General features: G+C 59.9%; 8 protein-coding genes and 2 pseudogenes. 4 read left to right on the top strand and 6 right to left on the bottom strand.

Annotated features, from left to right (window positions below):
• Position 1 precedes the first annotated feature (1 nt).
• The 5 genes from AC1Z24_RS19090 to poxB form a co-directional block, all read right to left on the bottom strand.
• The gene (locus AC1Z24_RS19090; protein WP_483742197.1) at positions 2-1018 is read right to left on the bottom strand and encodes an ABC transporter permease; all 1017 of its coding nucleotides are present in this window, start codon (positions 1016-1018) and stop codon (positions 2-4) included.
• An 81-nt stretch (positions 1019-1099) separates the two neighbouring features.
• Positions 1100-2644, bottom strand: a complete 1545-nt coding sequence (locus tag AC1Z24_RS19095) for an ABC transporter substrate-binding protein (protein WP_483742198.1) — start codon at positions 2642-2644, stop codon at positions 1100-1102.
• A 174-nt stretch (positions 2645-2818) separates the two neighbouring features.
• Positions 2819-3379: a D-alanyl-D-alanine dipeptidase gene (ddpX, locus tag AC1Z24_RS19100; protein ID WP_483742199.1), complete on the bottom strand. Its 561-nt coding sequence runs from the start codon at positions 3377-3379 to the stop codon at positions 2819-2821.
• Between the two features lie 66 nt (positions 3380-3445).
• A complete protein-coding gene (locus tag AC1Z24_RS19105) occupies positions 3446-4306 on the bottom strand; it encodes a MurR/RpiR family transcriptional regulator (protein WP_483742200.1) in 861 nt (286 codons plus the stop codon).
• 299 nt (positions 4307-4605) lie between these two features.
• The gene (gene poxB, locus AC1Z24_RS19110) at positions 4606-6324 is read right to left on the bottom strand and encodes a ubiquinone-dependent pyruvate dehydrogenase (protein ID WP_483742201.1); all 1719 of its coding nucleotides are present in this window, start codon (positions 6322-6324) and stop codon (positions 4606-4608) included.
• A 217-nt stretch (positions 6325-6541) separates the two neighbouring features.
• Here poxB and AC1Z24_RS19115 point away from each other — a divergent pair.
• From AC1Z24_RS19115 to AC1Z24_RS19125, 3 genes and pseudogenes are all read left to right on the top strand, one after another.
• Positions 6542-7624, top strand: a pseudogene (locus AC1Z24_RS19115) (cache domain-containing protein); the annotation flags it as partial.
• A gap of 360 nt (positions 7625-7984) precedes the next feature.
• Positions 7985-8533: pseudogene (locus tag AC1Z24_RS19120) on the top strand (methyl-accepting chemotaxis protein); the annotation flags it as partial.
• 157 nt (positions 8534-8690) lie between these two features.
• A complete protein-coding gene (locus AC1Z24_RS19125; RefSeq protein ID WP_483742202.1) occupies positions 8691-9461 on the top strand; it encodes an N-acetylmuramoyl-L-alanine amidase in 771 nt (256 codons plus the stop codon).
• A 178-nt stretch (positions 9462-9639) separates the two neighbouring features.
• On the opposite strand, the gene mrdA is transcribed toward AC1Z24_RS19125, so the two are convergent.
• Positions 9640-11532: a penicillin-binding protein 2 gene (mrdA, locus tag AC1Z24_RS19130; RefSeq protein ID WP_483742203.1), complete on the bottom strand. Its 1893-nt coding sequence runs from the start codon at positions 11530-11532 to the stop codon at positions 9640-9642.
• Between the two features lie 437 nt (positions 11533-11969).
• Between mrdA and AC1Z24_RS19135 the strand changes: the two genes are divergently transcribed.
• Positions 11970-12719, top strand: coding sequence for a gluconate 2-dehydrogenase subunit 3 family protein (locus AC1Z24_RS19135; protein ID WP_483742204.1), 750 nt, complete (start codon positions 11970-11972; stop codon positions 12717-12719).
• Positions 12720-12724 lie beyond the last annotated feature (5 nt).

The following is a 12724-nucleotide window of genomic DNA, read 5'->3' on the forward strand; positions in this document are numbered from 1 at the left end:
ATCAGTCAACCTCGCCGATACGCGGATCGATCAGGCGGTACAGCAGATCGATCACCATATTGAGCAGTACATAAATGAAGGACACGACAATGGCGAAGCCCATGACCGCCGGAAAATCCAGGGACTGCACCGACTTGATGACATAAGCGCCCATGCCCGGCCAGGCAAACACCGCCTCGGTCAGTACCGCGCCGTACAGCAGGTCGCCGAGAATCAGGCCCAGCACCGTCACCGACGGTATCAGGGCATTGGGCAAGGCATGGCGCAGGATCACCGCCCAGCGCGACAGGCCATAGGCCCGGGCCGTGCGGATATAGTCCTCGCCCAATTGGTCGAGCATCGCCGAACGAATCTGCCGGGCGACCACCCCCAGGTTGACGAAGGCCAGGGTCACAGCGGGCAGAATCAGGTGTTGCAGGCTGCTGACGAACTGCTCGCGATTGCCTGCCAGCAGCGAGTCGATCAGGTAAAAACCGGTGATGCGAGTCGGCGCATCCATGCCTTCATCGATCCGGCCACTGCCCGGCAGCCAGTTCAGATGGCCGTAGAACAGCACGATCAAGCCCAGGCCGAGCCAGAAGGTCGGCGTGGAAATGCCGGTGACGGCCAGGGTGCGGGCGAACTGGTCGATAGCGCGGTTCTGATAGACCGCCGACAGCACGCCCAGGGGCACGCCAATCAGAATCGACAGCAGCAAGGCGGTCAGGGCCAGCTCCAGGGTCGCCGGAAAAAACGCCTGCAAGTCTTCCAGCACCGGGCGACTGGTGCGGATCGACGTGCCCAGGTCGCCGTGCAGCAGGTCGAGCATGTAGCGCCCGTATTGCTGATACAGCGGCAGATCCAGGCCCAGGTTGTGGCGGATATTGGCGACGATGGCATCGCTGGCGCGGTCACCGGCAATCAGCCGCGCCGGGTCGCCGGGGATCAGGTGGGATATGGCAAAGGTGATCAACGAAACGCCAACGACCACCAATAACAGGCCGGCCAGGCGTTTACGCAGGATATTCAGGAAGGCCATCAGGCACCTCGGTCTTGCATCGATTGGCTACAGCGCGGCCACACCCCCACGGTAAAGGGGCGTGGCTGCAATGACGCGGTACTACTTGGTGATCGTGTCGATGTTGAACACTTGTTCCAGCATCGGGTTGAACACATAGCCCTTGACCGATTCACGCATCGGCAAGGTGTAGGCCTTCTGGTACAGGTAGGCGTAGACGCTGTCGTTGAGCACGATCTTTTGCGCCTGGTGGTACAGCTCGGTGCGCTTGCCCTGGTCGTTGGTCGCGGCCGATTCGCGGATCAGCTTATCGACTTCCGGGTTGCTGTAGAACGAACGGTTACCGGCCAGACCTGGCAGCTTGGAGTCGAACCAGAAGTTCATGAACATGTAGGGGTCGGCGAAGTCCGGGCTCCAGGAACCGATGGCCAGGTCGAAGTCACCGGTATTGAGGCGCTCACGCATGGTGGCGTTGGCCAGCTTTTCCATCTTCAGGTTGATGCCCAGAGGTTGCAGGCCGGCTTGCAGGGTCAGGCCGATAGGCTCCCAGTTCGGATCCTTGTCCGAGTACATGAAGTTCAGCCCGGTGATTTTCTCCGGCACCTTGGCCAGATCCGCCTTGGCCTGCTCGACGTTCTGCTTGAAGGCCGGCGCCTTGTTGTCGTAGGCCCACATGCCGCGCGGGATCGGCCCGTTCATGGCCTTGGCCTTGCCCTTGAGGATGCCGTCGTAATCCAGGGAATCGACAATCGCCCGGCGCGCGTCCGGGTTATTCATCGGCGCCTTTTTGGTGTTCATGTAGATCAGGGTCACGCGCAGCGACGGGTAGTCACCGACGACGATATCGGACTTCTTGGCCAGGGCTTCGAGCTGGTCCTGGGGCATGTCTTCGATGATGTCCAGGTCACCGTGTTCCAGTTGCAGGCGACGTACCGAGGCTTCGCCGATGATCTTGATCACGACTTTTTTCAGGGCCGGTTTGGTCCCGGTGAAGTAGCTGTTCTGCTCCATGGTCAGGGTCTGACCCTTTTGCCAGCCGGTCAGCTTGAATGCACCGGAACCGGCGGTATGAGTCGACAGGTAGGCTTCGGCGCCACCGGCCTCTTTGGCCACGGCCGGGTTGACGATGGCCGCACCGTTGTGGGCCAGCGTCGAGAGGAACGGTGCGTACGGCGACTTGAGGGTGAAGCGCACGGTCATCGGATCGACGACAGAGATCTCCATATCATCCGGGAAGGCGCCGGACGGGCCTTGCTTGAGCTTCATCACCCGGTCGAAGGAGAACTTCACCGCGTTGGCATCGACTTCGCTGCCGTCATCGAACTTGTTGCCGGGCTTGAGCTTGAACTCCCAGACCAGGCTGTCGGCGGAGGTGGTCCAACTGGCGGCCAGTTCGCCTTTGACTTCGGTGCTGCCTTCGCCATTTTCGACTTTGTAGGTGACCAGGCGCTGGTAGGCCGGATAGGTCACGGCCCAGTCGTTGTTATCGATGGTCACGGCCGGGTCCAGGGTCTGGGGATCGGACGGTTTGCCGATCATCAGGGTGTCCTGCGGTACGGCGGCGCTGGCGGTCTGCCAGGCACCGAGTCCCATGGCCGTGCAGAGCAATGCCATGGCCAGTTTGCGCGGGGTGAAGATAGGGTTCATGCCGGTTCCTTGATCATTCGATAAATGGAAGTTCGTCAGGTTTTTTATTGAAGCTATACCGGGCAGTACAAGCTCGGGCGCCGTGGCGTTCCGAGAACGGCCAACACTGGTGACAGGGTCAGGCCGGATTTACGCCGGGATTCGTGAGTGTCCCGGTCATGTTCAGGGTGACGCTCAGTGACTCGCGGGCTGGATCGAACCGTCGTCGATCAGCGGGTAGTCCTCGGCATCGGGTAATTCGTAGTGCCACCACTCGCTGTCGATATGGCGGAAACCGGCGCTGAGCATGATCCCCAGCAACAACAGGCGATTGCGCTGCACGGCGACGGGCAGGTCCGGGAAAAACTGGTGGGACAGCTCACGCATGTCATCGAAGCCGGTGCCCATATCCAGAGGCTGGCCGTCGGCATCGATCAGGGTCAGGTCCACCGCCACGCCACGGGTGTGATGAGAACCGAGGCCCGGATCACGCACGTATTCCGGATTGGGCAAGGCTTGCCACAACAGCAACTGCGCATAGGGCGGCCGATAGGCGTCGAAAATCCGCAGGCTGTAACCCGCCTGGCGCGCCAGACGACTGGCCAGGCGCAGGCAACGTTCGGCGTCGACATGCAGCAGGCAGCGCGGGTCCTGATAGATCGGCTTGCCGGCCAGATTATCGGCACCGGCATAGATCAGATCGACTTCGACCTGCAGGGCTTGGGCGTCGATTTCGACAAGGGGGTTACTGGTCACGCTATATCTCCAATATGTGATACCGCTTTCCCGGCTGAAGCCGGTCCCACACTGCGGCACCAGCGGTTATTCAAACTGGCCGAACAGCTCTTGCAGGCGACGGTTCTTCGCCAGGCGCTCGTCCAGGTGCTGGCCATATTTCTCGGCCACGGCAGAAACCATCAGGTTGAACAGGCAGGCCAGGGGCGCCGGGGAATCCCAGAACTGGCCGACGTCCGACTTGAGTTGCAACAGGTCCATGGGGTAATCCCGCGCCCATGGACAATGAAAATCGGTAACAAAAGCCAGGGGCAGGCCCTGCTGGCTGGCCACCTCGCAGAATGTGCGGGTGATGCTCGAATAGGTGCGGAAGTCGGCAATGATCGCGTACGGGTTGGCGAACTCGGAGTTCAGGGACTCGGCGTAAGTGCCGGACAGGCCATCGACGTAGTAGACCTTGGGCCGGATGTATTCCAGGTGGCTCAGGAAGGTCGTGAGAATGCCGCGGGTGGTCTGGATGCCGACGATAAACACCGCATCGGCGGCATGAATGCGCTCGACGATATGGCCGAACACCTCACTGCGCGCCAGGGCGTAGACATGTTGAATGGCCTCCAGCTCACGATTGAGCGAGCGCTCCAGGGCATCGCCGTGGGTGCTCTCCTCACGAAACGCACCGAGGCGGTCGGTGAGCACCCAGGTATTGCCGGTGTCACCGCGCAGGCTCTGTTTGACGTCATCGATATTGCGATAACCCAGAGAGCGAAAGAATCGCCCCACGGAAATCCCGGTCGTGCCGGTCTGCTGGGCAATGCTGTCGGCGGTCTCGAACGGCAGCTTCTGCGGATTGGCCAACAGATAACCGGCAATGCGCTTGCCCGTCGGCGTCAGCTCGCTGAAGCGCTGCTCCAGGGCATCGATGAAGCTGCTTTTGTCCGTAGGTGTCATGGCGTAGAGCATCCTGCAGCAGGCGCAAAAAATGTTAGATACGATTCATTTAATCGCAATGATGTTATCAACATAACATTCGATTTTATGATGGCACAACGCTTATTTTCAGAAAGTTTTTGAGTGATTCAAGGTGGTGCGAGAGGATTGGGAAATGCGCTTTCAGAGGGCAAAAATTGCACCTGTTGGAGCGAGGCTTGCCCGCGAATAGGCTTTTATGTCCGACTCATTACTCACGGCCAAAAATGCTTTCGCGGGCAAGCCTCGCTCCAACGGATCAGGGTCAAGCGTGATAGGGGTTAACGCAAATTGGTCTTGATCAACTCCATCACCTCATCCCCGCGCCCGCTCAATACGGTGCGCAGCATGTACAGGCTGAAGCCCTTGGCCTGGGCCAGTTTGATTTTCGGCGGGATGCCCAGTTCCTGTTTGGCGGTGACCACATCCACCAGTACCGGCCCCGGATGGTCGAAGGCCTTGCGCAAGGCGCCGGGCAGCTCTTCGGCGCTCTCGACGCGGATGCCGAGGATCCCGGCGCCGAGGGCGATACCGGCAAAGTTGGTCTCGTACAGATCGGTGCCATGGGGAACGTAGCCGCCTGCTTTCATCTCCATATCGACGAAGCCCAAGGAGCTGTTATTGAACACCACCAGTTTGATCGGCAGATCCAGCTGGCGAACGCTAAGCAGATCCCCCAGCAGCATGGACAGGCCGCCATCGCCGCACAGGGCAACGACCTGGCGCTGCGGGTCTACCGCCTTGGCGCCCAAGGCCTGGGGCATCGCGTTGGCCATGGAGCCGTGGTTGAACGAGCCCAGCAGCGTGCGCTTGCCATTCATCTTCAGGTAGCGCGCCGCCCACAGCGTCGGCGTGCCGACATCGACGGTGAAGATCGCATCGTCATCGGCCTGATCGCTGATCACCTTCGCCAGATATTGCGGATGGATCGGCTCGCCGGCGGCCGATGGCGTGGCCAGATCGTCCAGACCTTCCCGGGCCTTGGCGTAATGTTTTAGCGCCTTGTCGAGGAAGCGGCGGTTTTCCTGACGCTTGAGCCGGGGCAGCAAGGCCGCAACGGTTTCCTTCACGCCGCCAACCAGGCCATGGGTCAAGGGTGTGCGACGCCCCAGAGCCGTAGGGTCGATATCGATCTGCACGATTTTGGCATTCTCCGGATAGAAATTCCGGTAAGGAAAGTTGCTGCCCAGAATCACCAGGGTGTCGCAGGACAGCATGGCGTGATAACCCGAGCTGAAGCCGATCAGGCCGGTCATGCCGACATCAAAGGGGTTGTCGTACTCTACATGCTGCTTGCCGCGCAAGGCATGCACGACTGGCGCGCCAAGGGTATCGGCCAGGGCCAGCAGCTCGTCATGGGCACCGGCGCAACCGGCGCCGCAGAGCAGGGTCACGGCGCCAGAGTCATTGAGCAATTGCGCGACCTGATCCAGTTGCGCTTCGCCCGGCAGCACTTGCGGTGGCAGCACCTCGACCCATTTCGCCTTGGTCTCCGGCGCTGTACTCAGTGCCACGTCCCCCGGCAATACAATCACCGCTACACCACGCTGACTGATGGCCGCGCGCATGGCCCGCTCCAGCACCCGAGGGAATTGCTCGGCGCTGCTGACCAGCTCGACGAAGTGGCTGCATTCCTTGAACAGCTCCTGAGGGTGGGTTTCCTGGAAATAGCCCAGGCCGATCTCCGTGGACGGGATATGCGCGGCAATGGCCAGTACTGGCACCTGATTGCGATGGCAGTCATACAGGCCATTGATCAAATGCAGATTGCCCGGCCCGCAACTGCCGGCACATACGGCCAGCGTACCGGTCACCGCCGCCTCGGCCCCGGCAGCAAAGGCCGCGACCTCTTCGTGCCGGGTATGCATCCAACGAATGGCCCCCAGCTTTTCCAGGCTGTCGGTCAGGCCGTTGAGACTGTCCCCGGTCACCCCCCAAATGCGGCTGACACCGGCATCGGCGAGGGTTTGGGCGAGATGATCGGCAATCGTTCTGGACATGCGTTTTTTCCTTGTCGGGGTCAATGGAAAACGCGACCGCGAGTGTGCCGCGCGCTCTAGATCGACCAGTGGTGAGACGGACAGTTCAGCGCAACCCTTGAGTCAATCAGGCCAAAACCGCCAAACCCTGTAAGAATTTTCCTACCACCCTCATGCGCGCCCGTTTGCAGCCGATGGACCTGGAGACCCTCTTTTCATAGCGGACGGCAGCTCAACAATGAAAACAATATTCGCTCGTTACACTGCTACATTCGTCGGCTTCGTGCTGTTGATCGCCATCCTCACCGGCGTTGGCATCAACCTGCTGATCACCCCGAGCCTGACCGCCACTGACGAGCGTCATCTGCTCAACGAAGCGGCGCAGATCGGTGGTGTGATCAAGACCGAGCTGGCCAAGGTTCAGGCCCAGCAACGGGTCATCACCGAAACCGTGCCGCAGCTGGACAGCGACAGCATCGATCGCCTGCTGCCCTTTCTGGTCAACCAGTACGGCGAGCTGAAAGTCTTCGGTGGCGGGGTCTGGCCGCTGCCGGACAAGCGCACCCAGGGTCGGGCCAAGCACAGTACGTTTTATCACCGCGATGCCAGCGGCAAGCTGATCGTCAATACCCACTGGAACTCGCCTGAGTCGCAGAATTATTTCGAGCAGTCCTGGTATCTCGGCGGCCTCAAGGCCCCGGCCGGGCAATGCAACTGGGCCAATGCCTACCGCGATGACGCCAGCCCCGAGCCGCGTACCAACTGCGCCATGGCCATCAGCAAGGATGGCGCGGCCTACGGCGTCTCGACCATCGACGTGACGCTGGGCTTCTTCAATGAGCTGGTGGCGCAGAAAGAGCGGGAAATCCATGCGCTGCTGATGATCGTCGAGAAAGACGGCAAGGTTCTCAGTAATCAGCCAGAGATTTCTGGCAATAATGTGCTTAAAAATCTGTCCGACCTGTCCGGCCAATCGGCGTTTGCGGCAGCCTTGCAAACCAGCCTGAAAAACGCCAGTGGCAGCGGCATCGTGCGCAGTACCTACAAAGGCAATGACGGCGACGATTACAGCCTCTTCCTGCAACCCATCGAAGGCACGCCGTGGCTGATGGCGGTGGCACAACCCACCGCTCTGCTGACCGCCCAGAGCAGCAAAGTCCTGAGCACCCTGGCCGCGCTGCAAATCCCCATGGTCATTGTGTTGCTGCTGATCATCATTGTTGCCCTGCGCCAGTTGATGAATCGCCTGGCCGTACTCAAGGCCAACATCGATACGCTGTCGGCCGGTGATGCCGACCTGACCAAACGCATCGTCATCCGCGCCGAAGACGAATTGGGCGCGGTCGGCCACTCGGTCAACCGCTTCCTGGTCTACCTGCAGAAAATGGTCACCGAGGTGTCCGATTCTTCGGTACTGATTGCCGAAGGCATTGAACAACTGCGCGGCCAGGCACGGGGCACCAGCAAGATTCTCACCCGCCATGCCAGTGAGACCGATCAGGCAGTTACCGCCGTCACCGAGATGAGCTCCACCGCTGAAGGCGTGGCCCGCAGCGCCGCGCAGACCGCGAGCATGACCCAGGTCGCCAACGAGAACGCCCGCCATTCCAAGCTGGTGGTTGAAGATGCCTCCAACAGCGTACGTGAGCTGATCAGCGAAGTGGAAATGGCGACTACCACAGTGCGCGCCATGGAGCAGGATGCTGAACGCATCAATTCGGTACTGGGGGTGATCGGCGAGATCGCCGGGCAAACCAACCTGCTGGCCCTCAACGCCGCCATCGAAGCCGCCCGCGCCGGCGAACAGGGTCGCGGCTTTGCCGTGGTTGCCGATGAAGTCCGCGCCCTGGCCGGCCGCACCCAGGCCAGCACCTCGGAAATCAACGAAATGCTCGCTCGTCTGCAACAAGGCGTGAGTGCGGCGGTGGTGGCCATGGAGAAAACCAAGCAGAGCTGCCAGGCCACGGCGGACAAGACCTCCAAGGTCAACGAAGGCCTGGATGGCATGACCGACTCGGTCGTGCGTATCAATGACCTGAGTACCCAGATCGCTACGGCCGCCGAAGAGCAAAGTGCGGTCAGTGACGAGATCAACCGCAACATGGTCGCCGTGCGCCACATCGTCGAAGAGCTGGTAGCCGGGGGTACGGTCAACGAACAAAGCACCGCGACCCTGGCCGCTTCCAACGAGAAGCTCAATGCCGTGGTGCGACGCTTCAAGCTGCGGTAACGCACTGCGAGAGCAAGGGCATCGGCCGTAACGGTCGGTGCCCTGAGCCTTGGCACCAATTCCAACAATCCTATTACCCGATATTTACATAGCCCACTCACGAAATCCTTTCTGATAGGGTCACCCCTCTACTAACTTCATAGAGCAGGGATTGCCCATGTACAATATTGATTACAACAGCTACCGCGCAGTAAAAAGTTACAACCAACGCGTTCGCTTTCTCGTAATGCACTATACGGCATTGAACTTTCAAGGTTCCATCAACGCACTGACTGGCTCATTAGTCAGTGCTCACTACCTGGTGCCGGAGCCCACCGATCAAACTTATATAAATGCAGGTTTCAAAGATATGAGGATCTTTAACCTGGTCGATGAACATGAGCGCTCATGGCATGCCGGGGTCAGTGAATGGGCCGGCCGTATTGGCTTGAATGACACATCCATCGGCATCGAGATCGTAAATGAGGCAACGGTCCAGGGTGGGAATTTCATCTTCCCGCCGTATAACCCGATACAAATAGAAGCTGTCAAGGAACTGGCTGCCAACATACTGCTGCGCTATCCAGATATCACACCCGTCAATGTCATCGGGCATTCGGATATCTCGCCAGGCAGAAAAAGCGATCCGGGCGCGGCATTTCCATGGAAGGCGCTTTACGATGCAGGTATTGGTGCCTGGTATGAAGAGGCGACCAAACTTCGTTACCAGCAACAATTCGATCAGGCCCTGCCCGCCAGGGATGACGTTATCGGCAAGTTGCGCCGCTATGGTTACGGCACGTCCAACGCAACTACCGAAAGCGGCTACCTGGCACTTTTGCGGGCATTGCAATTACACTTCAGACCGCAAAAATACGATGGTATCCTGGACAGTGAAACTGCAGCCATTTTATACGCGCTGGTAGACAAATACTTTCCGGCAATATAGTTGAAAAAGGGCATCGACCCGTGTGGTCGATGCCCTTTCTGCATCTACACTGGCCAAGGCCGGGCGCAGGGACTTGAGGTTGAGCAAGTCTGCGACACAGATTTGCGCGCCCAAGTCCTTCAACCTCGGGCTCACAAGATCCACATTGACCCGGCGGACTGTGCCGGGTCCAACAGCCCTAGACTTTTGGATCACCCGGCGCCTTGACCGGCGCCGCATATTCCGGCTTGAGCTTGCCGTCTTTGTCCAGCAGCCAGGCATCGAGAATCTGCCGCACCACAGGGCCGGCGACCCGGCCACCGGCCTCGCCGTTTTCGATCATCACCGCCACGACTATCTTCGGATGCGCCGCCGGGGCAAAACCGACGAACAAGGCGTTGTCACGGTTACGCTCAAGGGTTTTCAAGCGGTCGTAGCGCTCGCCCTGTTTGATCGCCACCACCTGTGCCGTACCGCTCTTGCCGGCGATGCGGTATTGCGCACCGACGGCGGCGGCGCGAGCGATGCCGCGCGGGTCGTGCATCACCATCTGCATGCCTTCATTGACCTGATTCCATTCGCCCGGGTCACGCAGCACGATATTGGGCATCGGGCTTGGGTCAACCGGCGCGACATCGCCAACTTCCTTGGCCAGGTGCGGACGAATCCACACGCCCTTGTTGGCGATCAGCGAAGTGGCCTGGGCCAGTTGCAGCGGCGTGACCTGCATATAGCCCTGGCCGATGCCGAGAATCACGGTTTCCCCCGGGAACCACGCCTGACGCCGGGTGGCGCGCTTCCATTCCCGCGACGGCATCAGCCCGGAAGCTTCCTCGAACATGTCCAGGGAAACCTTCTGCCCCAGGCCGAACTCAGCCAGGTAGTCGTGCAGACGGTCGATGCCCAGCTTGTGCGCCAGGGTGTAGAAGTAAGTGTCATTGGAACGCATGATGGCCGCGTCCATGTCGACCCAGCCGTCGCCGTTGTGCGCCCAGTTGCGGTACTTGTGATCGAAGTCCGGCAACTGGAAGTAGCCGGGGTCGAAAACCTTGGTCTGGGCCGTGACCACGCCCGAGTCGAGACCGGCAATCGCCACTTCCGGCTTGATCGTCGAGCCCGGCGCATAAAGCCCGCGCAGCACCCGGTTGAACAGCGGCCGGTCCACCGAATCACGCAGCGCGGCGTATTCCTTGAAGCTGATGCCGGTGACGAACAGGTTCGGGTCGAAACTCGGCTTGCTGACCATGGCCAGAACTTCACCAGTCTCCGGTTCGATCGCCACCACCGAGCCACGGCGGTCGCCCAAGGCTTCTTCGGCAGCCTCCTGAAGATGAATATCCAGGCTCAGGGTAATGTTCTTGCCGGGGGTCGGGTCGGTGTGTTTGAGCACACGCAGGACCCGGCCCTGGGCGTTGGTCTCGACTTCCTCGTAGCCGACATGGCCGTGCAGCTCGGATTCGTAGAATTTCTCGATACCGGTCTTGCCCACCGACTGCGTGCCGCGGTAGTCCACCGAGTCCAGTTGCTTGGTTTCTTTCTCGTTGATCCGCCCGACATAACCGATGGAATGGGCGAAATGCGCGCCCAGGGGGTAATGGCGTACGAACTGCGGCTCCACGTCCAGCCCCGGCAGGCGGAACTGGTTGACCGCCAGCAGAGCGATCTGCTCTTCGGTCAACTCGTAGAGCAGGGTCACCGGTTCAAAGGGGTGACGCGCCTGCTTGAGATCCTTGTCGAACAGGATGCGGTCTTCGGCCGGCAGGTTGAGGATGCTCATCAGTTCATTGAGCACCTCGTTGGAGTCCCCTGCGCGCTCGCGGGTCATGGTCAGGTTGAAGCTGGGCCGGTTATCGGCCAGCAGCACACCGTTGCGATCGTAGATCATGCCGCGCTCCGGAGGGATCGGCAGCACATGCACACGGTTGTTTTCGGAAATGGTCGAGTGATAGTCGAACTCGATGACCTGGAGAAAATACATGCGCGCCACCAGGCAGGCGCTGAGGATCATCACGACCAGGGCGCAAGCGATCAGCCGCCGGTTGACCAGACCGGTCTCTTTCTCGTGGTCCTTTAAAGGAATTGGATCAGGCATTACTACAGCATCTCGGTGAAGGACAAAAAACAGGTAAAAAAATGTTTCCGCAGTTTGCGCTGCGCACGATACCAAGAACTGCCGGTCAGCATGGAACTGTTGGGCGATTTACTCTGGCGTCAGCACGAAATCCGATTGATTGTTGCAGTACACACAAAACTGATTTACAAAATGAGTGCGGTGCAACTTTTAGTAACACATCTATCATCCTCTCACGCTTGAAAAAGATGAAGAGAGGACTCTGGCACTCCCCCGCCTAGCGTGCGCCATAAGCACACTGGCCAGCCAGAGGACCGAATGTCACAGGCAAGCGTGAGTGCTCATCGCCCGGTACCGCCAGGCGCCAGGCATGAAACCGTAATTAGTCGCGAACACTGGAAGCCTTGAACGGGCCAGCCTTGCTGTGCCTGCCAGAGAGGTGTTCGCAGGAGCCTTGAATGACAGAGAAACCCCCCAAAGGCCTGACGCGCCGGCAACTGCTGGTGTCGTCCGCCACAACCCTTGCCGCCGGCGCGGCTGCCACGGCCAAGGCCGCGACCCTCAACGGGTTGCCGCAGTGGGTCCCTTTCGACCATAACGGACCGATGCACTACGACACCCCGGGCTGGCAGTTTTTCACCGCCGAAGAAGGCCGGGAAGTCGAAGCCATTGTCGAGCGCCTGATTCCCGCCGATGACCTGAGTGTCAGCGGCAAGGACGCCGGTTGCGCGGTGTTCATCGACCGGCAACTGGCCGGCGAATACGGCACCTTCGCCCGTCTCTACATGCAAGGCCCGTTCGCAAAAGGCACGCCGATGCAAGGCGACCAGTCACCGTTGGTGCCGCAGCAGCGCTACCGTCTGGGCATCGCCGCCCTGACCGGCTACTGCCAGAAGCAGTACCAGAAAGCCTTCAGCGCCCTGGCGCCGGAAGAGCGCGACAAGGTCCTGACCGGCCTGGAACATGGCGACATCGTCCTCGACGGCATCGACGCCAAGTTCTTTTTCCAGCAAGTGCTGGGCAACACCATGGAAGGCTTCTTCGCCGACCCGATCTACGGCGGCAACCGCGACATGGTGTCGTGGAAAATGATCGGTTTCCCGGGCGCCCGTTATGACTACCGCGACTACATCGCGCTGCATAACCAGAAGCTGAACCTCGTGCCGCTCTCCATCATCGGCAGCTCTGCCTGGAACAAAAAGGGTTAATCCAC

It is taken from the genome of Pseudomonas sp. JL23 (assembly GCF_056933585.1).